The following is a 26,803-nucleotide window of genomic DNA, read 5'->3' on the forward strand; positions in this document are numbered from 1 at the left end:
GAGGGGACATGTGGAGTCTCAAGACACTCCACGAGCTTCCTCTTGAACTGCGCTTGCAGCGACGGATCGAGCTTCTTCTATTCTCTGAGTGCGGCGGGAAGGAACTGGAACCGGTACGTCGTGTGGCAGGCGTGCTCAGAGCCCATCGAGCGTCACATCGACAGCTTGGTCGAGGTCTGGCTGGCGCTGCTGCACGACCTCGGTAAGCTCGGCATCATCGAGCCGTTCCAGCAGCCTCTCGAAGGCATCGGCGGAGATAAGATAGGCCGCCGGTCTATCCTGATCGAGGCTCGCCAAGGCCTCATCACCCGCAGTTGCGAGGACCGCAGCTGGGTCCCGCCGCAGTTCCTCCAGCGTGGTTGCACACTCTGCAAATGCGCGGTTCATGACATTCGGTCTCAGCATGCGCGCCTGCGCCTCGCGTCGGCATGCCTGGATTCTACACAGAAAAAAGCCCCGCCGAAGCGGGGCTCTTTGCAGGCATCCTTGCCTAGCGGCTCTTTCCCCGTGAGGCGGGAAAGGCGCTGTTACATCATCCCCATGCCGCCCATGTCGCCCATGCCGCCGCCGGCGGGCATCGGGGTCTCGTCCTTGGGCTCTTCGGCAACCATGGCCTCGGTGGTGATCATGAGGCCGGCCACGGAGGCGGCGTTCTGCAGCGCGGTGCGGGTGACCTTGGTCGGGTCCAGGATGCCCATCTCGACCATGTCGCCATACTCGCCGTTGGCGGCGTTGTAGCCGTAGTTGCCCTCGCCGTCGGCGACGCTGTGCAGCACGACGCTGGCCTCGGCACCGGCGTTGGTGACGATCTGACGCAGGGGCTCTTCCATGGCACGCAGCGCGATGCTGATGCCGACGTCCTGGTCGTGGTTGGCGCCGGTGATGGTGCCCTTGATCTTGGTGAGCGCGCGCACCAAGGCGACGCCGCCGCCGGGGACGATGCCCTCTTCCACCGCCGCACGGGTGGCGTGCAGGGCGTCTTCGACGCGGGCCTTCTTCTCCTTCATCTCGACTTCGGTCGCGGCACCGACCTTGATCACGGCCACGCCGCCGGCGAGCTTGGCCAGGCGCTCCTGGAGCTTCTCGCGGTCGTAGTCGGAGGTGGTGTCCTCGATCTGGGCACGGATCTGCTCGCAGCGGCCCTTGATCTCGCCGTCCTGACCGGCACCGTCGATGATGGTGGTCTCTTCCTTGGAGATCTGGATCTTCTTGGCGGAGCCCAGCTCGTTCAGGGTGGCCTTCTCCAGGGTCAGGCCGACTTCCTCGCTGATGACGGTGCCGCCGGTGAGGATGGCGATGTCCTGCAGCATGGCCTTGCGGCGGTCGCCGAAGCCAGGAGCCTTGACGGCGCAGACCTTGATGATGCCGCGGATGGAGTTGACGACCAGGGTGGCCAGGGCCTCACCCTCGATGTCTTCGGCGACGATCATCAGCGGGCGACCGGCCTTGGCGACGGCCTCCAGCACGGGCAGCAGATCACGGATGTTGGAGATCTTCTTGTCGTGCAGCAGGATGAAGGGGTCTTCCAGCTCGGCGGTCTGGCTCTGCTGGTTGTTGATGAAGTACGGCGACAGGTAGCCACGGTCGAACTGCATGCCCTCGACGACATCCAGCTCGTTGTGCAGGCTCTTGCCCTCTTCGACGGTGATGACGCCTTCCTTGCCGACCTTCTCCATCGCCTCGGCGATGATCTGGCCGATGGAATCGTCAGAGTTGGCAGAGATGGTGCCGACCTGGGCGATCTCCTTGTTGTCGGAGCAGGGCTTGGACAGAGTGGCCAGCTCGGCGACCGCGGACTCGACGGCCTTGTCCATGCCGCGCTTGAGGTCCATCGGATTCATGCCGGCGGCGACCGCCTTCAGGCCCTCGCGCACCATGGCCTGGGCCAGCACGGTGGCGGTGGTGGTGCCGTCACCGGCGACGTCGGAGGTCTGCGAGGCGACCTCCTTGACCATCTGCGCGCCCATGTTCTCGAACTTGTCGGAGAGCTCGATCTCCTTGGCGACGGAGACGCCGTCCTTGGTGACGGTGGGCGCGCCGAAGGACTTCTCCAGCACGACGTTGCGGCCCTTCGGACCCAGGGTGACCTTGACCGCGTTGGCCAGGATGTTGACGCCTTCCATCATGCGGTTGCGGGCGTCGGAGCCGAAACGGACTTCTTTTGCACTCATGGCGTGGTGACCTCGATGTTCTGATCGCTGTGTTCTGAATCAGGGATGTGTCAGCGTGGCTGCGATGTCAGCGTGGGGCGCTGCTCAGGACTCGATCACGCCCATGATGTCGTCCTCGCGCATGACGAGGAACTCTTCGCCGTCCAGCTTGACCTCGGTGCCGGAGTACTTGCCGAACAGCACGCGGTCACCCACCTTCACGTCCAGCGCGCGGTGGTCGCCGTTGTCCATGATCTTGCCGTTGCCAACGGCGATGATCTCGCCCTGGATGGGCTTCTCGGTGGCGGAGTCCGGGATCACGATGCCGCCGGCGGAGGTGCGCTCCTCCTCCATGCGACGGACGACGACACGGTCATGGAGCGGTCGAATGTTCATGTGTTGGGTTCCCCTCAGCTTCAGGAATCTGGTTGCGGGTGGGTTGGCGGGGAGCGCGCCTCAGGATTTCTGCCGACCGCGATGCGGCGGCGACGACCTGTTAGCACTCACCCCTGGCGGCTGCTAATAATAGGCGGGGCACGGCTGCTGTCAAGTGCCGATTCCGGCAATTGGGGCCAGAAGTTTCGGGGGATTTGCGCAGGCTGCGTTCAGCCTGTGTATGGCGCTCCGGTGCGGCTGCCGCCCATCAAGGCGTTGGACGCAGCGTTGGGGCCGATGAAGAAGACCAGCGTAGGACGGGCTGAGGAACGAAGCCCGACTCTCCGCGCGCGATCCAGTGCACGGCCTTGGAATTGTCGATACCGTTCGCTGCCCGGCGCGAGCGAGTGTCGCCCCGGAGGGCGACACTCCGGCCATCGCGACCCGCGACCGGCGTGTCGGCCTCCAGGTCGACACGGATCAGCGCCGCGGACGACCTTGAGAGTGGCCCCGATACTTCCGCATGAGTACACGAGTGCACCCGTCCCGAGACCATCTCAGGTCGTTGTCGTGGTCGTGGTCACGGTCGTAATCATGATCTCAACCGTCCGGATATTCGCGATTAGGACCACGATGGAGCCCGTTCTCGGAATTTCCGCGGCGAGGCACTGGCCGGCTGCTTGTCGGGCCTCCTTCGTCGGCCCGATCTACAAGAAACCGCTATGGAACGCGGCGAGCACGAAACCTTCACGGTCTCGAAGCTCATCCGCCGGCCGCGCTCAAGCAGTCGCGGCGGGGACGCCGCTCCCACGGCGCCGGATACAGCCTGTCGCCGGGCTCCCTGCGTCGGCCCGACCGAACGACGGCGGCCTGAATCGACGCCGCGGCGGGCTTGCGTCAAACCGTCTCAATCCTCGCGCCGGTACTCGCCTTCGATGATGTCCGGCCGATGGCCGACGCGGTGATGCTCGACATCCTGCCCGCGGCCCGGCCCCAGCGGCACCACCTTCACATAGCGGCGGATCAACGCGTGCCGCAGCGGCGGCACCAACAGCAGAAAGCCGACTATGTCGGTGAAGAAGCCCGGCAGCAGCAGCAGGAAGCCGCTGATCAGCAATACTGCGCCCTCCATGAGTTCCAGCGCGGGTGCCTCGCCGCGGTCCATGGCCTCACGCACCCGCATCAGCACGCCGAGCCCCTGCATGCGCACTAGCGCGCCGCCGATGATCGCGGTCAGGATCGACAGGGCAATGGTGGGCAGCGCGCCGATCACGGAGCCCACCTGAATCAGAAAGTACAGCTCCACCAGCGGTATGCCGACGAAGAGCAGAAGGAAAATCCACATGGGCCCGGTCTCTGGCTGTAACGGTGGACGGTTTGCGCCGCGTGCGGCAGATCGTCCCGGCATCGGGAGCTGGGCGTGACGACGCGCGAAAATCCGGAACATTTGTCCGGATAAGGCGCGATTCAACCAGCGGCCGGTCGGTTCGCGTCGCCGGCGCCAAACGCCATCGAACCACGGCCGCGAATTCCGTTAGGCTATCGGCCCGCCGCACAGGATACGTCGATTTTTCAGCGTTTCCCGAGGTCGCGCGCCGAAGCACGCGGTGAGGCGCGCCGAACAGTGCGTGCCGGCCTCGCCGCCGAATCAGCCAACAGGCGAGCGGCGCCGGCCATTATCGGTCCACGAAGCAGCAGCCCAACCAGCGGAGTCTGTGCCCATGTCCGCCGAGCATCCCGCCAAGGTCTACGTCGCCTATTGCACCTGCCCGGATGCGGCCACCGCGGAATCCCTCGCCGGCGAGCTGGTCGAAGCAGGGCTGGCCGCCTGCGTCAACATCCTGCCGAGCGTGCGCTCCGTCTATCGCTGGCAGGGCGCCATCGAGCGCGACGAAGAGCTGCTGATGCTGATCAAGACCAGCGCCGCCCGTGTGGACGCGCTGATCGCACACATCCGCGAGCGACACCCCTATGACGTGCCGGAGGTGATCTGCCACCCCATCTCCGCCGGCAACGACGACTACCTCGATTGGGTTCGACAATGCACGAAAACACAAGCCTGATCGCCGCCGGGCCGAGGCGGCCGCAACACCGGCGCACGCACTGGCCGACGCGGTGGAGCCCGCGCGCCCCAACGGCAACGCTGCCGCGGCTGCTTCCGATCCTGCTCGCGGCGCTGATGCTGCTGCCGGCGGCGGCCTCCGCCGAGGACGATTTCCTGCAACCCGATCAGGCGTTCCGTATCTCCGGCACCGCGGCGGGGCCGGAAGCCGTGGTCGTGCGCTGGAACATCGAGCCCGGCTACTACCTGTACCGGAGCAAGTTCCGCTTCCGGAGCGAGAGCCCCGGTATCGCGCTCGGGCACCCCGACCTGCCGGCGGCCGAGACCAAGCACGACGAGTTCTTCGGCGACGTGGAGATCTACCGCGACCACGTCGAGGCCCGCGTGCCGGTGGAGCGCGGCGCGAACGCCGGCAACATGGTGGCCATCGAGGCCAAGTCGCAGGGTTGTGCCGACGCCGGACTCTGCTATCCGCCGCAGCAGCAGCGCATCCTGCTGGAGTTGCCGAAGCTCGCGGCGGTGGACACCGATGCAACCCAGACCGGCGCCGCGGCCGTCCAGCCCGAGCCGGCCGAGCCGGCCGAGCCGTCGCCACCGCAATCCATGGCGCAGGCGCTGGCCGGCGGCTCCGGCAAAGGCGGCGGCGTCGCCCAGTCCCTCGGGCTCGGCATGGAGGACGACATCCTGCCCGCCGAGGAGGCCTTCCGCTTCAGCGCGGAGGTGGCCGCACCGGACCGGCTCCAGCTTACCTGGGACATCGCGCCCGGCACCTACATGTACCAGGAGAAGATCGAGCTGGCGCTGCAGGACGCCGAGGGCGTGCAGCTTGGCGAGTACGAGCTTCCCGAGGCCGAGATCAAGCACGACACGGTGCGCCCCGACGGCAGCATCGGCGATGAGGCTATCTACCACGGCACCGTAAACCTGGACCTTCCGCTCGAGCGCGGCAGCGCCGAGCCCACCGACGTGACCCTGGTGGCCAAATTCCAGGGCTGCGCCGAGCGCGGCATCTGCTACCCGCCGGTGACCGAGCGCGTGCCCCTGGCGCTGCCGGCGGCGAGCGCGACGGTCGCGCTGGCGCAGGCGGCGCCCGCGGAAGAGAACGCCAGCACGAGCGGCGGCGGCTCGGGCGGCAGCGGTGACGACAGCGCCTCTGCCAGCGCTGGTGGCGGCAGCCAGGCAGCACCCGCCGGCAGGCGCATCTCGGAGCAGGACCAGATCGCCGCGCGCCTCGCCGAGACGGGCATCTTCGGCGCCATGGCCATCTTCTTCGGCCTCGGCCTGCTGCTGGCCTTCACGCCCTGCGTCTTCCCGATGATCCCGATCCTGTCGGGCATCATCGCCGGCCAGGGGGAGACCATCACCACCCGCAAGGCGTTCTTCCTGTCGCTGGCCTACGTGCTGGCCATGGCGCTCACCTACGCGGTGGTGGGCGTCATCGCCGGGCTCTTCGGCGCGAACCTGCAGGCCACCTTCCAGAACCCCTGGCTCTTGGGCGCCTTCGCGGCAGTCTTCGTCGCGCTGGCGCTGTCCATGTTCGGCTTCTACGACCTGCAACTGCCGAGCAGCTGGCAGAGCAAGCTCACCGAGATCAGCAACAAGCAGGAGGGCGGCACCCTGGCCGGCGCGGCCATCATGGGCGCGCTGTCTGCGCTCATCGTCGGTCCCTGTGTCGCGCCGCCGTTGATGGGCGCGCTCATCTTCATCGGCCAGACCGGCGACGCGGTGCTCGGCTTCTTTGCGCTGCTGGGCCTGGGGCTCGGCATGGGGGCGCCGCTCCTGGTGATCGGCACCTCCGCCGGCAAGCTGCTGCCCCGCGCCGGCGCCTGGATGGACGCGGTCAAGGCCGTGTTCGGCGTGCTGCTGTTGGCGGTGGCCATTCTGCTGCTGGAGCGGGTGCTGCCGGCGGCCGCATCCATGGTGCTGTGGGCGCTGCTGCTCATCGCCTCCGGCGTCTACATGGGCGCACTCACCACGCTGACGCCGGCGTCCCGCGGCTGGACCAAGCTGTGGAAGGCGCTGGGCCTGGCGCTCTTGGTGTATGGCGTGCTGATGCTGGTGGGCGCCGCCGCCGGCGGCAAGGACACCATCCAGCCGCTGCGCGGCCTGGTGCCCGCGGGCGGCGGTGGCGCGACGGCGGCACAGGCGGAGTTCAGGCGCATCAAGACCGTCGACGACCTGGACCAGGCGCTCGCCAGCGCAAGCGCCGCGGGCAAGCCGGTGATGCTGGATTTCTATGCCGACTGGTGCGTGTCCTGCAAGGAGATGGAGCGCTACACCTTCCCTGACCCCAATGTCATCGCCGCCATGAACAAGTTCGTGCTGTTGCAGGCCGACGTCACCGCCAACGACGCCGAGGACAAGGCGCTGATGCAGGAGCGCTTCGGCATCCCCGGCCCGCCGGCGATGCTGTTCTTCGACCCGAGCGGCACCGAGCTGCGCGGCTATCGGCTGGTGGGCTTCGTGCCCGCGAATGACTTTGCGGCTCACCTCAACGAGGTTGCTCCATGAATCCGGCAAAGGTACTGGTCGTCACCATTCTCGCCGGCACACTGAGCATCGGCGCCGCGCTGTTCGGCGAGCGCTGGTTCGCGCGGCATGACCTCGACTTCGGCGGCGGCCGCCAGGACGACGGCCGCATCGCCACCCTGCCTGACCTGCGCCTGCCGGACCTTTCGGGGCAGGAAGTCGCCAGCAACGCTTGGGCCGGCAAGGTTGTGGTGCTGAACTTCTGGGCCTCTTGGTGCCCGTCCTGCCTCAAGGAGATGCCGATGCTCGACGAGCTGCAACGGGGCGTCGATCCAGGGCGCCTCAAGGTGGTGGGCGTCGCCATCGACGCGCCCGATGAGGTGCAGCGCTTCCTCGGGGAGAACCGGGTGGACTACCAGATCGTGCTGGGCGGCGCGGACACCGTGGAGCTCTCTCGGCGGCTCGGCAACCGCACCAGCGGCCTGCCCTTCACGGTGGTCTTCGACGCCCTTGGCCGGCGCGTCTACAGCCATACCGGCGAAATCACGCCGGCGGACGTGCGCGAGCGCATTCTGCCGCTGCTCCAGGCCGAACCCGGCTGATCTGGGGGGAAACCCGCGGCCATCTGCGCCGAAACCCGAGTAGCCCGGTCTTTGTAATCCCGCCGCAATTGCCTTAGAGTGTGCGAGATTGACTGAGCGGTGCGCTTGTCGCCCGATCGCCGCAGTTACCGCCCCGAAGACGACGCTTTTCCGGCGCACGGTAGCCGGTCCGTGCTTGCCGGACCACTGGTGCGGCCTGAATGCGCCGGACTTTGGCGGAATGCGCCGAAATGTGCCGGACCGCGCCCCAACATGTGCCCCTTGAACGCGCCCAATAAGCAGACCCGAGAGACGAGCCTGCGCAGAGGCGCCTCGGCTGCCGGGCGCAGTGACTCGCGCCGCCACGCCCGGCTGATCCGATCCGCGTGCGACACCCCAGTTCCAGGCATCCCAGTTCCAAGCGCCACAGCCCCAACCGCCCAAGCATGTCCAAGATTCTGTGCCTCAACGGCCCCAACCTGAACCTGCTCGGTGCCCGCGAGCCGGACAAGTACGGCCGTGACACCCTGGCGGACATCGGCGCACGGCTCACGGCCATGGCTTCCGCGGCCGGCCATGAGCTGCTGCTGGAGCAGAGCAACGCCGAGCACGCGCTCATCGACTGCGTGCACCGCGCGGGCGCCGCGGGCGTCGCCTTCGCGCTGGTGAACCCGGCTGGCTTCACGCACACGAGCGTCGCGCTCCGGGATGCGTTGCTGGGCGTGCGGCTGCCGTTCATCGAGGTGCACCTGTCGAACATCCATGCCCGCGAGCCGTTTCGCGCGCACTCGTATTTCTCGGACATCGCCGAGGGCACCATCAGCGGCCTCGGCGCCATCGGCTACGAGTTGGCGCTCACCGCCGCCATGCGCCGCCTGGACGGACGCGGCGCCTAGGCCCAGGCCGTCGCCGACCCCGCCGAGCCCAGTGCCGCCGCCCGCACAACGCATCACCAAGGCCCAAGACCCGGAACAACCGCCCAATGGATATCCGCAAGGTCAAGAAGCTCATCGAGCTCTTAGAAGAATCCAACGTCGCCGAAATCGAGATCCACGAAGGCGAGGAGTCCGTGCGCATCAGCCGCCACGGCAGCATGCCCATGCCGATGATGATGCAGGCGCCGGCTGCCCCCGCGGCACCCGCCGCGGCGCCGGCCGCCAGCGCGACAGCGGCCGCGGCGAGCACCGCCGAGCCGGAGGTGGACGAGGGCTCGCTGGTGCGCTCGCCCATGGTGGGCACCTTCTACCGGGCGCCATCGCCGGGCAGCAAACCGTTCGTCGAGGAGGGCCAGGACGTCAAGCTCGGTGACACGCTGTGCATCATCGAGGCGATGAAGATCCTGAACCAGATCGAGTGCGAGAAGGCCGGCGTCGTGCGCCGTATCCTGGTGGATAACGGCCAACCCGTGGAGTACAACCAGCCGCTGTTCGTCATCGAATGATCGAGAAGATCCTCATCGCCAACCGCGGCGAGATCGCGCTGCGCATTCAGCGCGCCTGCCGCGAGCTCGGCATCAAGACCGTCGCCGTGCACTCGGAGCCGGACCGCGACCTGAAGCACGTGCTGCTTGCCGACGAGTCCGTCTGCATCGGCCCGGCGCCATCGCGGGACAGCTATCTGCACATCCCGTCCCTCATCAGCGCGGCGGAGGTGACCGACACCGTCGCCATCCATCCGGGCTACGGGTTCCTGTCCGAAAACGCCGACTTCGCTGAGCGCGTGGAGCGCTCCGGCTTCGTGTTCATCGGCCCCAAGCCCGACACCATCCGGCTGATGGGCGACAAGGTCTCCGCCATCAAGGCCATGAAACAGGCCGGCGTGCCCTGCGTGCCTGGCTCCGACGGGCCGCTCGACAGCAACAGCAAGCGCACGCTGGAGCTGGCCCGCGAGATCGGCTACCCGGTGATCATCAAGGCCGCCGGTGGCGGTGGCGGACGCGGCATGCGCGTGGTGCACTCCGACGCCACACTGCTGAACGCCATCTCGCTCACCAAGGCCGAGGCCGGCGCCGCCTTCGGCAACGACACCGTGTACATGGAGAAATACCTGGAGAACCCACGCCACGTGGAGTTCCAGGTGCTGGCCGACCAGTACGGCAACGCCATCCACTTGGGCGAGCGCGACTGTTCCATGCAGCGCCGCCACCAGAAGGTGGTGGAAGAGGCCCCGGCACCCGGCATCACGCCGGAGCAGCGTGCCTTCATCGGCGGTCGCTGCGCCGAGGCCTGCAGCAAGGTCGGCTACCGCGGTGTCGGCACCTTCGAGTTCCTGTACCAGGACGGCGAGTTCTACTTCATCGAGATGAACACGCGCGTCCAGGTGGAACACCCTGTGACGGAGATGATCACCGGCGTCGACATCGTCAAGGAGCAGATCCTGGTGGCCTCCGGCGAGCAATTACGCTACCGCCAGGAGGACATCACCTGGCGCGGCCACGCCATCGAGTGCCGCCTCAACGCAGAACATCCGGAGACCTTCCGTCCCAGCCCCGGGCGCATTGAGGAGTTCCATGCGCCGGGCGGCCCCGGTATTCGCATGGATACGCACATCTACGCCGGTTATGTCGTGCCGCCTTACTACGACTCTATGATCGGCAAGCTCATTGCCCACGGCGAGGATCGCCCGGCGGCACTGGCACGCATGTGCAACGCCTTGCGGGAGACGATCATCGAAGGCATCGACACCAACATCCCGCTACAACGCCAGATCATGAAGGATGCCGCCTTCCAGCAGGGGGGCGCCAACATCCACTATCTGGAAAAGAAGCTCGGCCTCTAAATGAGGGACTACGGGCTAGAGGCAAGGGACTAGTGCACGGCCTTGGAATTGTCGATACCGCTCGCTGCCCGGCGCGAGCAAGCGTCGCCTTGGAGGGCGACACTCCGGCCATCGCGACCTGCGGCCAGAGTGTCGGCCGGAGTTTCGGCCTCCAGGTCGACACGGATCAGCGCCGCGGGCGGCGTTGAGAGTGGTCTCAATACTTCCGCATCAATGCACTAGGTGCCACGCGCTGCGCCCGGTACCCGGACTCACCCCTGGTGCACCAGCGCGGAAATGCCGAGACCGAACTCCCGCGTTGTCCTAATCGGAGTCGTCATCGAATCTCCGCACGGTTGGAACCACGATTACGACTACGGCAACGGCAACGGCAACGACCTGAGACGGTCTCGGGACTTGCTGTTGCACCAGTCCCCCTACCCTGGCCCCTACTAGCCCCTCATTCATGCCCTGGCTGCAGCTCACAGTGATTGTCGACCGCGACCACGCCGAGCCGGTAGAGTCGGTGCTGGAGAAGACCGGCGCGTTGGCCGTCACCATCGATGACGGCGCCGAGGAGACACCCACCGGCGGCGCGGCCGATCCGATCGCGGGCGGCGTCTGGGAGCCCGCGCCCGCCACCCAGCCGTTGTGGCAGCAGATCCGCGTCACCGCGCTGTTCGAGGACAACGATGCGGGCGCCGGCGCGGCGCGGCAGGCCGCCGAGCGGCTCGCCGCGCTGGCGTTGTTCCCGCCCGGCGTCACCCGCCTGGAGGATCGCCCCTGGGAACGAATCTGGCTGGAGGAGTTTCACCCCACCCGCTTCGGCCGGCGGCTCTGGGTCTGCCCGCGCGGCCAACGCCCGCCCGAGGCTGGGGCAACCGATTGGACCGGCGTCGTTGTCGATCTGGACCCCGGGCTCGCCTTCGGCACCGGTCATCACCCGACCACTGCGCTCTGTCTTACCTGGCTGGACGGGCTGGACCTGGTCGGCAAGCGGGTACTGGACTACGGCTGCGGCTCGGGCATTCTCGCCATTGCCGCGCTGAAGCTCGGCGCCGCGGCCGCCATCGCCGTCGACCACGACCCGCAGGCGCTCGAGGCCACGGTGGACAACGCTAGCGGCAACGGCGTGCTGGAGCGACTCTCCGTGCTGCGTCCCGAGCAATCGCCCGACGCGCCCGCCGACGTAGTGGTGGCCAACATTCTCGCCGGACCGCTGTTGGAGCTGGCACCAACGCTCACGGCACTGGCGGCGCCGGACGCGACGATCGGTCTCTCGGGCATACTGTGTCATCAGGCGCAGCGCATCACTGATGCCTATGGGGGGCATTTCCTGATGAATTATCCTGAGACCTGCGATGGCTGGGCGCTGATCACCGGCCGGCGGCGCTGACCCCGCGTGCGACCTGCACGGGGTTGCGGCCTGTCGTTCACGAATTGACGACAAACACCCTGTCGCGTCGACACTAATTACCAAAAATCAATACGATGTGCACTTGGCAGTGCACATTAGGTGCATTTGTCGGTGAAATTCGGGCATATGCAGTGATGCACGGCACTGTGCCGGCGCGCGAGTTTGGCTAGAATTTCGGCTCTTAGCACCGCCTCCTCGGTGACCCATGCCAGCCCTGCCGACGCGCCCGTACTCCAATGGCGACGCAACCGCCGCCGTGCGGCCCTGCGCTAACCCCGATGGGGTATCGGGCGTACCCTTAAAGGCTGAGTCATCAAATTGCCTGACAGCCACACCCTTACGTGAAGCAAAGATAGAATGCTTGCCTTCGACCTGGGGCGATCCGCTAAGGATTGGTAACGTAGAGATCGAGAACCGGCTCATTCTGGCTCCTATGGCCGGCATCACCGACCGGCCCTTCCGCAGCCTCTGCCGGCGCCTGGGCGCGGGGCTCGCGGTGTCCGAGATGCTCTCCGCCAACCCGGCGCTGCGCGGCTCGCGCAAGAGCCGCGAGCGCGCCGACCACCGCGGCGAGCCCGGCCCGATTGCGGTGCAGATCGCGGGCAGCGATCCCGCCTGGATGGCCGAGGCCGCTCGCGCCAGCGTGGACCAGGGGGCCGAGATCATCGACATCAACCTGGGCTGCCCGGCAAAGAAGGTCTGCAAGGTGGCCGCCGGTTCCGCGCTGCTGCGCGACGAGCCGCTGGTGGCGCGCATCCTGGCGGCCGTGGTCAATGCGGTGCCCGTGCCCGTGACGCTGAAGACCCGCACCGGCTGGTCGCCCGAGACGCGCAACCTGCGCCGCATCGCTAAGATCGCGAAGGAATCCGGCATCGCCATGCTGGCGGTGCATGGACGCACCCGCGCTTGCGGCTACAGCGGCTTGGCTGAATTCGACAGTCTGCGGGCGCTGCGCGCCGAGACCGACTTGCCGCTGGTGGCCAACGGCGACATCGACTCGCCCGAGCGGGCCCGATGGGTGCTCGGCTACACCGGCGCCGACGCCGTGATGATCGGCCGCGCGGCGCAGGGCCGCCCCTGGCTGTTCCGTGAGATCAGCCACTACCTTGCCACGGGCGAGCGGCTGCCACCGCCGACACCGGCATGGGTTTGCGCGACCCTGCTTGGCCACCTGGATGCGCTATACGACCTTTACGGCACCGCCCGCGGCCCGCGCATCGCCCGCAAGCACATCGGCTGGTACCTGCGCGGACAATGGCCCGGGGACGACCCATGCCGCAACGAAATCCTGGCCCGCATCAACCGGGCCGAGACGACTCAACGACAAACCGAATTGGTCCGCAGCCTGTTCGACGGGCTGCGGCCCCTGGAGGATGCAGCATGAGCAGCGCAACAGCCGCCGAGCTTGCGCAAGTGGACAATCGGGAAGCACATCGGGAAGGACTGACCGTGATTCAGATGAGTCGAGGCGAGCCGCTGCGCGAATGCGTGCGCACCGCCGTGCGCGTCTACCTGCGCAACATGGACGGCCAAGAGGTGCAGGGTCTGCACCGTCTGGTGATGGACGAGGTGGAGCGCCCCCTCATCGAGACGGTGCTGGAGAGCACCAACAACAACCAATCGGTCACGGCCCGCATACTCGGCATCAGCCGCAGCACGCTCCGCAAGAAGCTTGCCTGCTATGCCGAAACACCGCAGACAAAGGGCTGAGGCCACCTGCCCCTCCCGTCTCACCACCGCTGACCGCCGCCGCAAGGACCTGCCGTTGGTGCAGGCGCCCCTCTGCGGCGCGGGTTCCGCGGTGGCATAATTCCCCTTCCAGCAGCGCGCTGCCCGCCGGACGCGGCACCGATCCGCAACCATAGGCTCGCGCCATTCGCGGCGTCTCACGCATAGCCCAACCGGCCAGTGCGATGCACCGGGCACCCCGGCGATGTCGGCGCGACCCGGCGACCGCAGCAGACACCGCGCCTACCGAACCAACATCGCGAGGCCCTACATGCAACCCATCCGACGCGCCCTGATCAGCGTCTCCGACAAGACCGGCCTCGCCGACTTCGCCCGAGCACTGACCGAGCGCGGTGTCGAGATCCTCTCCACCGGCGGCACCTCCAAGCTGCTCACCGATGCCGACATCCCCGTCACCGAGGTCTCGGACCACACCGGCTTCCCGGAAATCATGGGCGGACGGGTTAAGACGCTGCACCCGCGCATCCACGGCGGCATCCTCGGCCGCCGCGGCATCGACGACGCGGTGATGCACGAGAACGAGATCAAGCCCATCGACCTGGTGGTGGTGAACCTCTATCCGTTCGAGGCCACCATCGCCAAGCCCGACTGCGACCTCCCCACCGCCATCGAGAACATCGACATCGGCGGCCCGGCAATGCTGCGCGCGGCGGCCAAGAACCACGCCGCGGTGACCGTCGTCGTGGACGCCGCCGACTACGCCCGCGTGCTCGCCGAGATGGCCGACCACGACGGCGCGGTCAGCGATACCACCCGCTTCGACCTGGCGGTGAAGGCCTTCGAGCACACCGCCGCCTACGACGGCGCCATCGCCAACTACCTCGGCAGCATCCTCGAGCACCCGGAGCACAAGCCCGAGGCTTGGCCGCGCACCTTCAACCTCCAGTTCCACAAGCGCCAGCCCATGCGCTACGGCGAGAACCCGCACCAGCAGGCCGCCTTCTACAGCGCGCGCCAGGTGCCGCCGGCCTCCGTCGCCGGCGCCGAGCAGCTTCAGGGCAAAGAACTCAGCTACAACAACATCGCCGACACCGACGCCGCTCTAGAGTGCGTGAAGCAATTTTCCGACGGCCCCGCCTGCGTCATCGTCAAGCACGCCAACCCCTGCGGCGTCGCCTATGGCGAAACCCTGAAGCACGCCTACGAGCGCGCCTTCGCCACCGACCCGGAGTCCGCCTTCGGCGGCATCATCGCCTTCAATGGCGAGCTCGACGCCGAGACGGCCGAGGCCATCGTGCAGCGCCAGTTCGTGGAGGTGATCATCGCACCCTCCGTCACACCCGACGCCACGGCGGCCGTCGCCGCCAAGAAGAACGTGAGGCTCCTCGCCTGCGGTGCCTGGGGCGATGAGGTCGCCCCCTTCATGGACTACAAGCGCGTCCTGGGCGGCCTGCTGGTGCAGGACGCGGACTTGGCCCTCACCGGCGAGCTCAAGGTCGTGACCCGCCGCGCACCGTCCGAGCAGGAGATGCGCGACCTGCTGTTCGGCTGGCGCGTGGCCAAGTTCGTCAAGTCCAACGCCATCGTCTACGCACGCGATGCGCAGACCATCGGCGTCGGCGCCGGGCAGATGAGTCGGGTCAACTCCGCACGCATCGCCAGCATTAAGGCGGAGCAGGCCGGGCTCGCGGTACAGGACGCGGTGATGGCATCCGACGCCTTCTTCCCGTTCCGCGACGGCATCGACCAGGCCGCCGCCAACGGCATCGCGGCCGTGATCCAGCCCGGCGGCTCCATGCGCGACGAGGAGGTCATCGCTGCCGCAGACGAGCACGGCATGGCGATGGTCTTCACCGGCATGCGGCATTTCCGCCACTAAAATCAGGGGCTAGGAGCTAGGAGCCGGCAACTAGTGCTTCGCTGCGGAAATTCCGAAACCGGGCTCCCCCGTGGTCGTGGTCGTGGTCGTAATCGAATATCCGGACGGTGGAGATCACGATTACGACCACGACAACGACAACGACAACGACCCGAGACGGTCTCGGGACTTGTGCACTAGGCCCCCAGCCCCTAGCCCCTCATATGCTCCACCCCACCGCCATCATCGAGCCCGGCGCCGAGCTGCACCAGAGCGTGCGGGTGGGCCCCTACTCCATCGTTGAGGCGGGCGCGGTGTTGGGCGAGGGCTGCGTGGTGGAAAGCTGCGCGCGCGTCTACGGCCACACGCGACTCGGGCGCAACAACCGGGTCTGCCATGGCGTAACGCTGGGGTCAGACCCCCAGGACCTTGGCTACACCCCCGCCAAGGCCAGGCCGCTCACCATCGGCGACGACAACAGGTTCCACGAGGGCGTCAACATCAGCCACGGCATCAAGTCCGAGGCCGGCACCCGCATCGGCAGCCGCAACTTCTTCATGGCCCACAGCCACGTGGGCCATGACTGCACCGTGGGCGACGACAACATCTTCGCCAACACCGCCACCCTGGCGGGACACGTGGAGCTGGACCACCATGTGTTCGTATCCGGCCAGGTGGCGGTGCACCAGTTCTGCCGCATCGGCGCCTACGTCATGCTCGGTGGTGTCAGCGGCGTGCCCAAGGACGTGCCGCCGTTCGTCATCGCCAACGGCCAGCGCGCGCGCATCGTCGGCCTCAACCTCGTGGGGCTGAAGCGCAACGGCTTCGACGCCGCACGCCGGGCGCACATCAAGGCCGTCTACAAGCTGCTGTTCCACTCCGGTCTGCGCCTGGCCGAGGCTCTGGCCCGCGCCGAGCAGGAGCTGCCGGGGCCGGATACGGATACCATCGTCGCCTTCTGTCGCGGCTCCGAGCGCGGCATCACCGGCTTTGTCTGAACCACCAGTCACGGGAGCCCCAGATGGCAACCGAAGAGCGTTACCGGATCGAAGTCAGCGCGGTCAGCGACTACATCGCCGAGCAGTCCGCTCCTGAAGATGGCCGCTATGTCTTCGCCTACACCATCACCATCCGCAACACGGGCGAGATCCCCGCGAAGCTCCTGAACCGGCACTGGATCGTCACCGATGCCGACGGCAAGGTGCAGGAAGTGCGCGGTGCCGGGGTGGTCGGGGAGCAGCCGCACCTCCAGCCCGGCGAGTCTTTCCGATACACCAGCGGCACGCAACTTGCGACCCCACTGGGGAGCATGCACGGCAGCTACGACATGCTGGCCGACGACGGCACCCGATTCGACGCGGAAATCGCGCCGTTCTCCTTGGGCGACCGGGGCCGGCTGCACTAACTGCCTCGCGGGGGAGTGCCCTGCAAGGTGCGTCGAGCTGCCCACGGAATCCAGCACCTTGGCCCTCGGTGCTCGGCGCTCGGCCCCGTTTCAGCCAATTTTGCAGGCGTCAACCCGGGTGATGCCGGAGCCGCGAAACCAGGTCGAAGTCTCTGCTCGTTCGTGGTCGTGGTCGTGATCGGATACTCGACAACGACAACGACAACGACAACGACAACGACAACGAAGGCAAAGTTAGGTGAAACGCTGCACTAGTGCGCCCATCCACCATTTGGCGGCAACCTCGACGTCCGCCAGCCAACCGACGAATGGCCTCCCTTAGAATCTGATATGGCTACCTACGCCATCGGCGACATCCAGGGCTGCTACGACGAGTTGCGGCGGCTGCTGGACCACATCGAGTTCGACCCCACCCGCGACAAGCTCTGGTCGGTGGGCGATCTGGTGAACCGCGGGCCTGGCTCGCTTGCGGTGCTGCGCTGGTTCAAAGCGCTCGGCGAGCGGGCCGTCGTGGTGCTGGGCAACCACGACCTGCACCTGCTCGCGCTCGCCGCCGGCAATCACCGGCGGGCGAAGAGCCACACCATGGACGAGGTGCTGAACGCCCCGGACCGCGATGAGCTGCTGCACTGGCTGCGCCATCGTCCCGTGTTGCATTACAGCGACCACAAGCGCTTCGCCATGGTCCACGCCGGTCTGCCGCCGCAGTGGGACCTCACCCAGGCGCGCGCCTGTGCGGCGGAGCTGGAGGTGGAGCTGCGCGGCCCCGGCTATGCCGACTTCCTGCACGCCATGTATGGCAACGAGCCGGACTTGTGGTCGGACGACCTGCGCGGCACCGATCGGCTCCGCTTCATCACCAACTGCTTCACGCGCCTACGCTACTGCAACATCGACGGCCGCCTCCTGCTGCACGAGGACGCCCTGCCGGGCAGCCAGCCGGAACACGCCCTCCCCTGGTTCAAGGTACCGGGCCGGGCGAGCCGGGAGACGCGCATCGTCTTCGGCCACTGGTCCACGCTCGGCTACGCGGCCGAGCACAACGCCTGGGCGCTGGACACGGGCTGCGTCTGGGGTGGACGCCTGACCGCCGTGCGCATCCGCCGCAAGCGGCCCATCAAGGTCTACGACCTCGACTGCCAGGGCCATCAGACACCGGGCTGAGTGCGCCCGCCCCGCCGACGCCAATGGTGCAGCATGCCGCTGACGCCGCGGCCGAGCCGGCCCCGGTCAAAGCGCTGACGGCGCAACGGGAGCCGCCAGCGTGGTTGATCCCGGCGGGACTCCTGTTCTGGGGCCTGCACACGGGGCTTTGGTGGCTGGCGGCACCGCTGGCGCTGTTGGCGGCACTGCCGGCCTGGCGCGGCCGGCGCTTCGAGCTGGCCACCACCGAGCGCCGCCGCGTCGCGGACCTGTGCTCGTTGCTCATCATGCTCGCCGGCGCCTGGCTGCTGCTGAACCAGGCCCGGCTCGGCGTCGCCTTGATCCTGCTGATCCAGTGGCTGCCGGGGCTGCTGTTCCCGTTGCTCGCGGTGCAGCTCTTCTCGCGGCGGCCGGGGGTGGAGCTGTCGGTGCTGTTCCTGAGCCTGCGCGCGGGCCGCAATGGCCACCGGCCGGGGGGCGAACTGCTGGCGGACCTGCGCTGGCCCTACCTGCTGCTGTGCGTACTATCCGCGTCCATGATCCAGCCGCAAACGCCTTGGTTCCTGCCCACGCTGGTGCCGCTGGCAGCGGGCGCGCTCTGGCCCTGGCTGCCGGCACTGCCGCGGCGCACGCCGCTCGCGACGGGACTGCTGGTTCTCACGCTGGCGCTGGCCATGCCACTGGCCGCGGGCATCCGCTGGGGCCACGCGGAGGCCGAGCGCGCGGTACTGGCCTGGATGGAGCACTGGCTCGGCGCCGGGCTCGACCCCTACCGCGCCACCACCGCCATCGGCGAGGTGGGTCGCCTCAAGGGCTCCACCCGCATCTTGCTGCGGGTCTATCCGGACCTGCCGCAGGCCGGCCCGCTGCTGCTGCGCACCGCCGGCTACGACCGCTACGTGAACGGCACCTGGTTCACCACCGGCTCGCTGTTCCAGCCGGTGCCGGACCAGCGCGGGCGCCGGCCATTGCTGCCGGACACGGCGCAGGCCGCCGCCAATGACAACGGCATGCGCGTCGTCATGCTCCTGCGCCGCGCCGAGGGCCTGCTGCCGGTGCCGCAAGGCACGACCAGCGTCAGCGGCCTCGAGGGCCTGGAACTGCACCGCAACGGCTACGGCACCCTGCGCTATCGCTCCGGCGGCGGCCGACCGCTCCTCAACTACCATGCATACGTGGCGCCACGGCCGGCGCGCGCCGGTTTCGAGACTGCGCCAGGCGACGCAGACTTGCGCGTGATCGGCCCGGATGCCCCGGCCATCAAGGCCCTTGCCGATAACCTCGGCCTCGCCAGGCTGCCACCCGCAGAGGCCATCAAGACCCTGCAGCACTACTTCACGCGCAACTTCCGCTACACGCTGGACCTGCCGCCGACGCCGCCGGACACGGGTCCGCTGACGGGCTTCCTGACTGTCAGCCGTTCGGGCCACTGCGAGTACTTCGCCACCGCGGGCGCCCTGGTGCTGCGCGCAGCCGGCATCCCGGCCCGCTACGTGCGCGGCTGGTCGGTGCAGGAATTCAGCCCGCTGGAGCATGCGTGGATCGGCCGCGACAGCGACGCCCATGCCTGGCTGGAGGCCTTCGTGGACGGCCGCTGGCAAACGTTCGACCCGACGCCGCCAGAGTGGTCGGTGCTGGAGGCCGACCAGCGCCCGTGGACGCAGCAGATCGGCGACTTCCTGGCCTGGCTGCGGCTATCCTTCTCCGGCGCCGCCGAAGAGGACCGGCACGACCGCCAGTGGCTGCTGCTCCCGCTGGTCGCACTGGTGCTGCTGCTGGCCTGGCGCATCGCCCGACGCATCCGCCGCGGCGGCGGCGAAGGTGTAACGCCGCCGGCACAGCGGCAGGCGCGCGCACCGACGGTCTTTGCCGAGCTGGAGCGTGCCGCGGCGAGGCTCGGCCACGGCCGCCGCGACGGCGAGACGCTGCTGGAATGGGCGCGGCGGCTGCACGGCGAAGGCGTCGGCGCGGCACCCGCGCTCACCGACGCCGTCACCCTGCACTACCGCCGCCGTTTCGACCCCGCCGGTATCGAACCCGCGGCCGAGCGCCGACTGCACTGGCTGCTCGACGACTGCCAGCGGCGCTGGCGCTGAGCCGGCCGCGTCAGTCCCGGCCGTGCCGAAGCAACCCGTCCAGCAGCAGGAACAACAACAGCGCGTTCAGCAGATGCCAAAGGAAGTGCGTGCCCACCGGCAGCCAGCCGCAGACCACGGGGTCCAGCGTCCGTAGGGTGACTGACACGGCGAACAGCGCCGCCGCCAGCACCATGGTGCGCCACATGGGATGCCGGGACCGGTGCAGCCACCAGGCAAAGGCCACGAGAAATGCCAGCGCCGGCAGATAGCCCACCGAGCCGTTCAGCGCGTCCGCACCGACACCGGCCACGAGCCCGAAGCTCACGGCCTGGTAGCCGAGCCAGAGCAGCGGCAGGTCCACCCAGCGCAGGCCCAGCACGCGCCAGCCGAAGGCCAGCAGATAGACGTTGATGAACAGCGTGATGGGCAGGACGTCCGCGAGCAACGCCCAGGGCGTTGCGAAGGTGTGGTAAAGACCGCTTCCGACACCGATGACCGCCAGCAACAAGGCCAGCAGCCAAAGGTCCCCGCCGTTCCGCCAGCCGAGCCCGGGCGCCCGCGCCAGCCGCAACCCGACCACCACCGCCGCGACGATGAAGGCGAGATTGGTCAGCGCATTGACCGGTTCGGCCCAAAGGCCGGCGGCGCCCGCGCGTTCGCAGTAGACGTCGAGCATCAGCGTATCAATCGACACCGAAGTTCACGCAAAGGACGCTCCGGGACTTCTGCTGACTTTTTAAGGCTATCCCGGAGCATCCGAAAATCCGCCGATGTTTACTCTTGAAGTCAGTATCCGCCCTGCAAAGCCTTGCGACCTGTCCAGCCCCCGGGGTCCACCTCAGGAACAAACCCATGATGACACTCAGCGATCTTTTACCGATACGGGAACTGCCTAACCGCGCGGCGCGGATGACGCTCGTGCTGGCGTTGTGCGCGGTGGCGTTCTGCTTTCCGGCAAGGCAGGCCAGCGCCCAGGCCGACTATGAAGCCGTGCTGGAAAGCAATACGGCCTTCGCCTTCGACCTCTACCAGCGGTTGGCCGCCGCGGGTGACGGCAATCTTTTCTTTTCGCCCTACAGCATGTCGATGGCGCTGGCGATGACCTACGCCGGCGCGCGCGGCGAGACCGAGACGCAGATGGCCGAAGCATTGCACTTTACCCTGCCGCAGGCCGAGCTCAATCCGGCCTTCGCCGCACTGGATGCAGCCATCCGCACCCCGCCGGCGGACGCCAACGTGCCGGAGGAAGAGCGGCTCATCCTGAACATCGCCAATGCGCTGTGGGGGCAGGAGGGCTTCCCCTTTCGCCAGGACTATGTGGACCTGCTTGATCGCTACTACAACGCACCGCTGATACTGCTCGACTTCCAGACCGCGCCAGAAGACGCGCGTCAGGTGATCAACGACTGGGTGGCCGAAAAAACCGAGGATCGCATCCAAGACCTGCTGCCGGAGGGCAGCGTGGATGCCATGACCCGCCTGGTGCTGACCAACGCGATCTACTTCTACGGACAGTGGGCCAGCCAGTTCAACGAAGGAGCAACCGCCGACGAAGCCTTCACGCTGCTGGATGGCACACAGGTGATGGTGCCCATGATGCACCAGGTGGCGCCGTTCGGCTACACGGCGGGAGCTGGGTATCAGGCCATCAGGCTGCCGTACACGAGCGGACAGGGCGCGATGCTGGTCATCCTGCCGGACGAGGGGCGCTTTGACGATGTGGAAGCCCAACTGAACGCCGAATTCTTCCAGGACGTGCTGGACGATCTGCCGACACGGAGCGTGATCCTCACCATGCCGCGCTGGAAGCTGGAGTACGAGGTCTCGCTGGACGGGGTGTTGCGTGCGCTCGGCATGACCGACGCCTTCGACCCGCAGGCGGCGGACTTCTCCGGCATGGCCGATCTCTCGCAGGCAGCGGGCAACCTGTTCATCAGCGCGGCGTTGCACAAGGCGTTCGTGAGCGTGGACGAAAACGGGACCGAGGCCGCCGCCGCCACCGGCATCGTCGCGGGTGTGACCTCCATGCCGATAACCGATGTCACGCTGCGCCTGGACCGGCCCTTCATCTACGCCATCGTGGACGGCAACACCGGCTCGATCCTGTTCCTGGGGCGGCTGCTGGATCCTTCTTGACGGCGGGAGCGCCGGTGAGCGCTCCGGCGCATGCACGATTGGAACGCCATGTGACCTACAGGCTTGCGCCAGCAATCCTTCATTGCAACCGCGGGTTGGCGGGGCATTATGCCGACGACGGGCTCGATGCGCGCGTGGCGAGTCTCTCGTTCCGGTTGGGATGGTGCAGCAACAGCAGCAAAGGCAGCGCCGCCAGGCTCACCAGCATCATCAGCCGGAAATCCTGCAAATAGGCGAGGGTCGCGGCCTGCTTGGTCACTTCCGCATTGATCCCGACCAGTCCTTGCGTCGTACCCAGCCCATAGCCTCCAGCCTGAGCCGCCTGCTTCAGGGCCAGATTGAAGGGCGTGATGTAGTCGGCGAAGGCTGCGTGGTTGATCTGGGTGCGCTGTGACAGATAGGAGACGACGACCGAGATCCCGATGCTGCTGCCGATGTTGCGCATCAGGCTAAACAGCGCGGTGCCCTCGTTGCGGTAGTGCGGCGCCAGGGTCGAGAAGGTGAGCGTGGACAGCGGCACGAAGATGAACCCGAGCCCGAGCCCTTGGGTGACGCCGGTTCGCACCACGTCCCAGCCCGAAATGTCGAGCGTGAAGCCCGTCATCTCCCAGAGTGACAGGGACGTCAGCAGCAGCCCCAGCAGGATCATGGCGCGCGGGTCGACCTTGCCGGACAGACGCCCCACGGTGGCCATCGCGATCATGGTGCCGAACCCGCGTGGCGCCAGGATGAGCCCGACGTCGATCACCGGATAGCCCATCAGGTTCTGCAAGAACGGCGGCAGCAGTGCCATCGTGGTCAGCAGAATGACGCCCACGATGAAGATGAAGACGAGCCCGACACTGAAGTTGCGGTCTCTGAAGAGCCCGGGCTCGATAAAGGGATGCTCCGACGTGAGCATGTGCACCACGAAGAGATAGAGCGCCAAGCCGGTGAGGAGGGTCTCGACGATAATCTCCGGGCTATTCAGCCAGTCGAGTGTCTGGCCGCGATCGAGCATCATCTGTAGGGCGCCGATGCCCAGGCTCAACAAGGCGAAGCCCAGCCAGTCGAAGCGTCGCACCCGCTCGAGCGTGGTCTCGCCCACGAAGGTGATCAGACCCAGGCAGGCCAGCACGCCGAACGGCAGATTGATGTAGAAGACCCAGCGCCAACTGTAGTACTCGGTCAGCCAACCGCCGAGAGAAGGCCCCAGGATGGGTCCAACCATGACGCCCAGCCCCCACAAGGCCATAGCCGAGCCATGGCGCTCGCGCGGATAGGTATCGAGCAGAACGGCCTGCGACAAAGGCACCAGGCTGGCGCCGAAGACGCCCTGCAACAGCCTGAAGAGCACGATCTGCGGCAGGCTCTGCGCCGCGCCGCAGAGCATGGACGACAGGGTGAACCCGACCACGGACCACACGAAGATCCGTTTGCGCCCAAAGCGCGCAGAAAGAAAGCCAGTCAGCGGCATGCAGATCGCCGCCGCAACGATGTAGGAGGTCAGCACCCAGGAGATCTGGTCCTGCGTCGCGCCCATGGCCCCCTGCATGTGCGGGAGCGCCACGTTGGCGATAGTGGTATCCAGCGCCTGCATGACGGTCGCGAGCATGACCGACAAGGTGATGAATCCGCGGTGCTCGCCGATCGCCCGCCCGGGGGCTCGAAGTCTGATCACGGCACCACCGTCAGAGCGACAGGCCGAGCAGTTGCCGGCGATGGCCGGTATCGATCTCCACGTCGGCGCTCAATCCAGCACGCAGGCGCGGCTGATCCGCAGCCGCGGCGATGCGGATGCGCACCGGTAGCCGCTGCGTGATCTTGACCCAATTGCCGGTGGCGTTCTGTGCCGGGATCACCGAGAACTCGGCACCGGTCGCCGGGCTCAAGCTCTCGACGACGCCCTTCCAGCGATTTTGTGGATAGGTGTCGATGCGGATGTCCACCGGCTGCCCGGGACGCACATAGGTCAGATCGGTCTCGGTGAAGTTGGCCTCGATCCACGGCTTTCCAGTCACCACCAGCACCATCAGCGTCGACCCGGCCGCGGTGTACTGACCCGGCTTGGGCAGGCGGCTAACGGTCCCCGGCAGCGGCGCGGACACCTCGGTGCGGCGCAGGTCCAGCTTGGCCTGATTCAGCTCGGCCAGCGCCTCGCGGTACCTTGGGTGCTGCTCGAACGGCGCCTCGGCGTTGCCGCCCAGGGTGGCGGCGATGCGCCCGAGGTCTTGCTCCAGCGCGGCGATCTGCTGCTCGGCAAGATCCTTTGCCTGGCTGGCATCATCGAAATTGGAGGCCGAGACGAACTTCTTCGCCACCAGATCAGCCTGGCGCTGCTGTGCCTTGCGAGCGAAGGCGAGCTTGGTTCTGGCCAGCGCGATCTCGGCCTGCTTCTCGCGATAGCTCGCCTGCGACGCCAGCAGCTCGGTGCGCACCTGAGCGAGTTTGGCCTGCGCCTTCTCCATCGCCAGCTCGAAGGGTGCGGCGTCGAGCCGGAACAGCGGCTGCCCCGCCCGCACGGCCTGATTCTCCTCGACGAGTACGCGCGCGATCACACCCGACACTTCCGTGCTGATCGGAACCTTGTCGGCCTTCACGTAGGCATTGTCGGTTTCGACATAACGGCCGCTGCCCAGATACAGGACACCGCCCACGAGTGCGGCCAACAGCGGCACCAAGACCATCAAGACCAGACGCTTGCGCCGACGGCCCGCCCGGCCGGCCGCGACTGGGGTCGACGGCTCACGGGATATCAAATCCTGGGTCATGCTCAGTTGTCTCCGAGGATCGCCAACTGCCTGAAGCTATCCCCGCACCGTGAGTTGATCGCGCATCTGGCCCAAAGCGAGCAACACCGTACCGACTTGGTCCTTGGTGAGCCCTTGCAGCGCCTCCGCGCTGATCGCCGCGCCCACGTCACGAATCGCCGCCAGTTGGGGAGCCGCCTCCGGCGTCAAGTGGAGCAGGTGAGCACGCCGATCTGCCGGGTCCGGCCGGCGCTCGACGAGCCCGGCCGCCGCGAGTTGGTCGATCGACCGCGCCAGCGTGATGGGCTGAACGTCGAGCATGTCGGCGATGACGACTTGGCGGACGCCTTGGTTGCGCGAGATGTAGACCAGGGTCTGCGCCTGCGCCAACGTCAAGGCGCTGCTGGCCTCCAAGCGCTTCTGAAAGGCGCGCCGGAGCAGTCGATACACATCCGCAATCAGGAACCCGAGGCTGTCTTCCTGCTGTTGCATCAGATAGTTAGCATATAGTATATGTTACTTATTATATACTACGAGTTAGTATCTGAGGCAAGCCGCCGCAAGGCAGGCGGCCCGCCGGGAGCGACAGCTTGCAGCCGGCGCGCCGAGTGCCGGGCTCGACGCCGGGCACGCGGCGTCAGGGTGTCGACACGCGTATTGATTAGGCGTGAATAAGGGCTCAATGGGTGTCCCCCTCAAGCCAATGTCGTCGTCGATGGCGCGCTGACGGTACATCGCGCGCCGGGTCCAGGCCTGCTCGACTCGGTCTACGAACCAGCCCTCGCGCACGAGCTGGAGCAACGCGGACTGAGCGTTGAGCGCCAGGTGCCGATTCAGAAAGATATCTCGCGCAGAGACGCAAAGGCGCAGAGAAAAAGAGAGAAATGAGGCAAATGAAGGCGTCGATCGTAAGTCCACCCACCGGCAGGGCGCTGGCTCCCACGCTCAAGCGTTGGGAGCAAGGGCGGACGCTCCGCGTCCCGAGCCATTGTCACTTGATGGTCGGAGTGATGATCAAGGCCCATTGTTGCGAGGCCGCATCCGTTCAGTTCTCGCATCGTTCCCCAGCGTCCCTGCCGATTCGGCCGGTCGTCGTTAGCCGGACAACATGTCCGATTCTGCTGCAATGATCAGGGTTTTCGACCGTAGCCGGGCGTCTTGGCGAGACTGTCCCATTTCCCGAGAATGTCGGGCTCGAACACCTGCTCGGTCCAAGCTTCCGGGGCGATCTCCTCGAACGCGACCGAGACAGACTCATCGCCATAGTGCAGCACGCTCGTCACATCCCGCACGATTGCCTCGGTCAGCCGCGCCTTCTGCTCATCGCTCTTGCCAGGCCAGAGTTTCACGATGACATGTGGCATGATTCACGCTCTTCCGCTGGCAAGATATTCTTCGTCCGTCACCTTCTCCATCCAGGTGACGTTCTTGCCGTCGAGCGCCTCCTGAATAGCGATATGCGTCATCGCCGTCGTTGCCGTGGCGCCGTGCCAATGCTTGTGCTCGGGCCGACACCAAATCACGTCTCCGGCATGGATTTCCACGCGAGATTCTCGTTCGCATTGGGTCCAACCTGTCCCGGAAGTCACGATGAGGGTCTGCCCAAGCGGATGGCTGTGCCAGGCGGTGCGTGCGCCCGGCTCGAATGTCACGATGGCGCCCGTCAGCCGTGACGGCTCGCTGCGCTGGAACTGCGAATCGATCCGCACATCGCCGGTGAACCACTCGTCCGGCCCTTTGACCGAGGGTCGGGTTCCGTTACGCGCAATTTCCATTGATTACCTCCCATTTTTCGTCGGTGGTGAAGGTCGCGGTCTGACCATCCAGTTGGTGAGCGGCAGGCCAAGACATCTCTCTGCTGCTCCTTTTGCGGACCTCGAAAAATGCCCTCCATGGCATTTTTCGAGACGCGGGCACCTCGAATTATTCGAGGTGCCCTTTTGTCAGCGGTGCA

Annotated in this window: 25 protein-coding genes and 1 pseudogene; 16 read left to right on the top strand and 10 right to left on the bottom strand. The window is 66.9% G+C overall.

Annotation, left to right across the window (positions count from 1 at the left end; genetic code table 11):
• Nucleotides 1–135 precede the first annotated feature (135 nt).
• From LJE69_RS09770 to LJE69_RS09785, 4 genes are all read right to left on the bottom strand, one after another.
• Nucleotides 136–387, bottom strand: coding sequence for an antitoxin (locus tag LJE69_RS09770; RefSeq protein WP_296924358.1), 252 nt, complete (start codon nucleotides 385–387; stop codon nucleotides 136–138).
• 140 nt (nucleotides 388–527) lie between these two features.
• Entirely contained in the window at nucleotides 528–2,171 is a 1,644-nt protein-coding gene (gene groL, locus LJE69_RS09775) for a chaperonin GroEL (RefSeq protein WP_296924360.1), read from the bottom strand.
• A gap of 84 nt (nucleotides 2,172–2,255) precedes the next feature.
• A complete protein-coding gene (gene groES / locus LJE69_RS09780; protein WP_296924362.1) occupies nucleotides 2,256–2,546 on the bottom strand; it encodes a co-chaperone GroES in 291 nt (96 codons plus the stop codon).
• Between the two features lie 886 nt (nucleotides 2,547–3,432).
• On the bottom strand, nucleotides 3,433–3,870 hold the full coding sequence (locus LJE69_RS09785) for an FxsA family protein (protein WP_296924364.1): 438 nt from the start codon (nucleotides 3,868–3,870) through the stop codon (nucleotides 3,433–3,435).
• A 376-nt stretch (nucleotides 3,871–4,246) separates the two neighbouring features.
• Here LJE69_RS09785 and cutA point away from each other — a divergent pair, with 376 nt between their 5' ends.
• The 14 genes from cutA (at nucleotide 4,247) to LJE69_RS09855 (ending at nucleotide 20,002) form a co-directional block, all read left to right on the top strand.
• The gene (cutA, locus tag LJE69_RS09790) at nucleotides 4,247–4,588 is read left to right on the top strand and encodes a divalent-cation tolerance protein CutA (protein WP_296924366.1); all 342 of its coding nucleotides are present in this window, start codon (nucleotides 4,247–4,249) and stop codon (nucleotides 4,586–4,588) included.
• Between the two features lie 116 nt (nucleotides 4,589–4,704).
• The gene (dsbD, locus tag LJE69_RS09795) at nucleotides 4,705–7,098 is read left to right on the top strand and encodes a protein-disulfide reductase DsbD (protein ID WP_367114653.1); all 2,394 of its coding nucleotides are present in this window, start codon (nucleotides 4,705–4,707) and stop codon (nucleotides 7,096–7,098) included.
• Entirely contained in the window at nucleotides 7,095–7,658 is a 564-nt protein-coding gene (locus LJE69_RS09800) for a TlpA disulfide reductase family protein (RefSeq protein WP_296924370.1), read from the top strand. The genes dsbD and LJE69_RS09800 overlap by 4 nt, the downstream gene beginning before the upstream one ends.
• A gap of 425 nt (nucleotides 7,659–8,083) precedes the next feature.
• The gene (aroQ, locus tag LJE69_RS09805; RefSeq protein ID WP_296924372.1) at nucleotides 8,084–8,533 is read left to right on the top strand and encodes a type II 3-dehydroquinate dehydratase; all 450 of its coding nucleotides are present in this window, start codon (nucleotides 8,084–8,086) and stop codon (nucleotides 8,531–8,533) included.
• Nucleotides 8,534–8,619: 86 nt separating this feature from the next.
• Nucleotides 8,620–9,078 carry an acetyl-CoA carboxylase biotin carboxyl carrier protein gene (gene accB, locus LJE69_RS09810; RefSeq protein ID WP_296924373.1) on the top strand — a complete coding sequence of 153 codons (459 nt, stop codon included), beginning with the start codon at nucleotides 8,620–8,622 and terminating at the stop codon, nucleotides 9,076–9,078.
• Nucleotides 9,075–10,415 (top strand): acetyl-CoA carboxylase biotin carboxylase subunit, encoded by a 1,341-nt coding sequence (gene accC / locus LJE69_RS09815; protein ID WP_296924375.1) that lies wholly within the window; start codon nucleotides 9,075–9,077, stop codon nucleotides 10,413–10,415. The genes accB and accC overlap by 4 nt, the downstream gene beginning before the upstream one ends.
• A gap of 445 nt (nucleotides 10,416–10,860) precedes the next feature.
• A complete protein-coding gene (gene prmA / locus LJE69_RS09820; RefSeq protein ID WP_296924377.1) occupies nucleotides 10,861–11,790 on the top strand; it encodes a 50S ribosomal protein L11 methyltransferase in 930 nt (309 codons plus the stop codon).
• 382 nt (nucleotides 11,791–12,172) lie between these two features.
• Nucleotides 12,173–13,195 (top strand): tRNA dihydrouridine synthase DusB, encoded by a 1,023-nt coding sequence (gene dusB, locus LJE69_RS09825; RefSeq protein WP_296924379.1) that lies wholly within the window; start codon nucleotides 12,173–12,175, stop codon nucleotides 13,193–13,195.
• A complete protein-coding gene (locus LJE69_RS09830; protein WP_296924381.1) occupies nucleotides 13,192–13,521 on the top strand; it encodes a helix-turn-helix domain-containing protein in 330 nt (109 codons plus the stop codon). The genes dusB and LJE69_RS09830 overlap by 4 nt, the downstream gene beginning before the upstream one ends.
• A gap of 289 nt (nucleotides 13,522–13,810) precedes the next feature.
• Complete coding sequence (gene purH / locus LJE69_RS09835) at nucleotides 13,811–15,379, top strand: bifunctional phosphoribosylaminoimidazolecarboxamide formyltransferase/IMP cyclohydrolase (protein WP_296924383.1); 1,569 nt, start codon at nucleotides 13,811–13,813, stop codon at nucleotides 15,377–15,379.
• Nucleotides 15,380–15,582: 203 nt separating this feature from the next.
• Nucleotides 15,583–16,356: an acyl-ACP--UDP-N-acetylglucosamine O-acyltransferase gene (gene lpxA, locus LJE69_RS09840; protein ID WP_296924385.1), complete on the top strand. Its 774-nt coding sequence runs from the start codon at nucleotides 15,583–15,585 to the stop codon at nucleotides 16,354–16,356.
• 23 nt (nucleotides 16,357–16,379) lie between these two features.
• Nucleotides 16,380–16,763, top strand: coding sequence for a Co2+/Mg2+ efflux protein ApaG (gene apaG / locus LJE69_RS09845; RefSeq protein WP_296924387.1), 384 nt, complete (start codon nucleotides 16,380–16,382; stop codon nucleotides 16,761–16,763).
• 330 nt (nucleotides 16,764–17,093) lie between these two features.
• Nucleotides 17,094–17,927 (top strand): symmetrical bis(5'-nucleosyl)-tetraphosphatase, encoded by an 834-nt coding sequence (locus LJE69_RS09850; RefSeq protein ID WP_296924389.1) that lies wholly within the window; start codon nucleotides 17,094–17,096, stop codon nucleotides 17,925–17,927.
• Between the two features lie 23 nt (nucleotides 17,928–17,950).
• Nucleotides 17,951–20,002 carry a transglutaminase domain-containing protein gene (locus LJE69_RS09855; RefSeq protein WP_296924391.1) on the top strand — a complete coding sequence of 684 codons (2,052 nt, stop codon included), beginning with the start codon at nucleotides 17,951–17,953 and terminating at the stop codon, nucleotides 20,000–20,002.
• A 10-nt stretch (nucleotides 20,003–20,012) separates the two neighbouring features.
• On the opposite strand, the gene LJE69_RS09860 is transcribed toward LJE69_RS09855, so the two are convergent.
• Entirely contained in the window at nucleotides 20,013–20,678 is a 666-nt protein-coding gene (locus tag LJE69_RS09860; protein ID WP_296924393.1) for a ceramidase domain-containing protein, read from the bottom strand.
• A gap of 158 nt (nucleotides 20,679–20,836) precedes the next feature.
• On the opposite strand from LJE69_RS09860, the gene LJE69_RS09865 reads away from it, so the two are divergent.
• Nucleotides 20,837–22,120, top strand: coding sequence for a serpin family protein (locus LJE69_RS09865; RefSeq protein ID WP_296924395.1), 1,284 nt, complete (start codon nucleotides 20,837–20,839; stop codon nucleotides 22,118–22,120).
• 106 nt (nucleotides 22,121–22,226) lie between these two features.
• On the opposite strand, the gene LJE69_RS09870 is transcribed toward LJE69_RS09865, so the two are convergent.
• From LJE69_RS09870 to LJE69_RS09880, 3 genes are all read right to left on the bottom strand, one after another.
• On the bottom strand, nucleotides 22,227–23,723 hold the full coding sequence (locus tag LJE69_RS09870; RefSeq protein WP_296924397.1) for a DHA2 family efflux MFS transporter permease subunit: 1,497 nt from the start codon (nucleotides 23,721–23,723) through the stop codon (nucleotides 22,227–22,229).
• Nucleotides 23,724–23,790: 67 nt separating this feature from the next.
• On the bottom strand, nucleotides 23,791–24,870 hold the full coding sequence (locus LJE69_RS09875) for an HlyD family secretion protein (RefSeq protein ID WP_296924399.1): 1,080 nt from the start codon (nucleotides 24,868–24,870) through the stop codon (nucleotides 23,791–23,793).
• A 36-nt stretch (nucleotides 24,871–24,906) separates the two neighbouring features.
• Entirely contained in the window at nucleotides 24,907–25,341 is a 435-nt protein-coding gene (locus LJE69_RS09880; protein WP_296924401.1) for a MarR family winged helix-turn-helix transcriptional regulator, read from the bottom strand.
• Nucleotides 25,342–25,563: 222 nt separating this feature from the next.
• Between LJE69_RS09880 and LJE69_RS09885 the strand changes: the two are divergent.
• Nucleotides 25,564–25,737 (top strand): annotated as a pseudogene (locus tag LJE69_RS09885) (GxxExxY protein); the annotation flags it as partial.
• 242 nt (nucleotides 25,738–25,979) lie between these two features.
• On the opposite strand, the gene LJE69_RS09890 reads toward LJE69_RS09885, so the two are convergent.
• Together LJE69_RS09890 and LJE69_RS09895 are read right to left on the bottom strand one after the other, a co-directional pair.
• The gene (locus LJE69_RS09890; protein ID WP_296924403.1) at nucleotides 25,980–26,213 is read right to left on the bottom strand and encodes a tautomerase family protein; all 234 of its coding nucleotides are present in this window, start codon (nucleotides 26,211–26,213) and stop codon (nucleotides 25,980–25,982) included.
• A gap of 3 nt (nucleotides 26,214–26,216) precedes the next feature.
• Nucleotides 26,217–26,624: a cupin domain-containing protein gene (locus tag LJE69_RS09895; protein WP_296924405.1), complete on the bottom strand. Its 408-nt coding sequence runs from the start codon at nucleotides 26,622–26,624 to the stop codon at nucleotides 26,217–26,219.
• Nucleotides 26,625–26,803: the final 179 nt, after the last annotated feature.

The sequence above is a fragment of the Thiohalocapsa sp. genome (assembly GCF_022340605.1).
Taxonomy (GTDB): Bacteria; Pseudomonadota; Gammaproteobacteria; order Chromatiales; family Chromatiaceae; genus Thiohalocapsa.

Coding starts and splice junctions, on each gene's coding strand:
- LJE69_RS09770 (WP_296924358.1), bottom strand. CDS start 387: ATGAACCGCGCATTTGCAGAGTGTGCAACCACGCTGGAGGAACTGCGG.
- groL (WP_296924360.1), bottom strand. CDS start 2,171: ATGAGTGCAAAAGAAGTCCGTTTCGGCTCCGACGCCCGCAACCGCATG.
- groES (WP_296924362.1), bottom strand. CDS start 2,546: ATGAACATTCGACCGCTCCATGACCGTGTCGTCGTCCGTCGCATGGAG.
- LJE69_RS09785 (WP_296924364.1), bottom strand. CDS start 3,870: ATGTGGATTTTCCTTCTGCTCTTCGTCGGCATACCGCTGGTGGAGCTG.
- cutA (WP_296924366.1), top strand. CDS start 4,247: ATGTCCGCCGAGCATCCCGCCAAGGTCTACGTCGCCTATTGCACCTGC.
- dsbD (WP_367114653.1), top strand. CDS start 4,705: ATGCTGCTGCCGGCGGCGGCCTCCGCCGAGGACGATTTCCTGCAACCC.
- LJE69_RS09800 (WP_296924370.1), top strand. CDS start 7,095: ATGAATCCGGCAAAGGTACTGGTCGTCACCATTCTCGCCGGCACACTG.
- aroQ (WP_296924372.1), top strand. CDS start 8,084: ATGTCCAAGATTCTGTGCCTCAACGGCCCCAACCTGAACCTGCTCGGT.
- accB (WP_296924373.1), top strand. CDS start 8,620: ATGGATATCCGCAAGGTCAAGAAGCTCATCGAGCTCTTAGAAGAATCC.
- accC (WP_296924375.1), top strand. CDS start 9,075: ATGATCGAGAAGATCCTCATCGCCAACCGCGGCGAGATCGCGCTGCGC.
- prmA (WP_296924377.1), top strand. CDS start 10,861: ATGCCCTGGCTGCAGCTCACAGTGATTGTCGACCGCGACCACGCCGAG.
- LJE69_RS09830 (WP_296924381.1), top strand. CDS start 13,192: ATGAGCAGCGCAACAGCCGCCGAGCTTGCGCAAGTGGACAATCGGGAA.
- purH (WP_296924383.1), top strand. CDS start 13,811: ATGCAACCCATCCGACGCGCCCTGATCAGCGTCTCCGACAAGACCGGC.
- lpxA (WP_296924385.1), top strand. CDS start 15,583: ATGCTCCACCCCACCGCCATCATCGAGCCCGGCGCCGAGCTGCACCAG.
- apaG (WP_296924387.1), top strand. CDS start 16,380: ATGGCAACCGAAGAGCGTTACCGGATCGAAGTCAGCGCGGTCAGCGAC.
- LJE69_RS09850 (WP_296924389.1), top strand. CDS start 17,094: ATGGCTACCTACGCCATCGGCGACATCCAGGGCTGCTACGACGAGTTG.
- LJE69_RS09855 (WP_296924391.1), top strand. CDS start 17,951: ATGGTGCAGCATGCCGCTGACGCCGCGGCCGAGCCGGCCCCGGTCAAA.
- LJE69_RS09865 (WP_296924395.1), top strand. CDS start 20,837: ATGATGACACTCAGCGATCTTTTACCGATACGGGAACTGCCTAACCGC.
- LJE69_RS09875 (WP_296924399.1), bottom strand. CDS start 24,870: ATGACCCAGGATTTGATATCCCGTGAGCCGTCGACCCCAGTCGCGGCC.
- LJE69_RS09880 (WP_296924401.1), bottom strand. CDS start 25,341: ATGCAACAGCAGGAAGACAGCCTCGGGTTCCTGATTGCGGATGTGTAT.
- LJE69_RS09890 (WP_296924403.1), bottom strand. CDS start 26,213: ATGCCACATGTCATCGTGAAACTCTGGCCTGGCAAGAGCGATGAGCAG.
- LJE69_RS09895 (WP_296924405.1), bottom strand. CDS start 26,624: ATGGAAATTGCGCGTAACGGAACCCGACCCTCGGTCAAAGGGCCGGAC.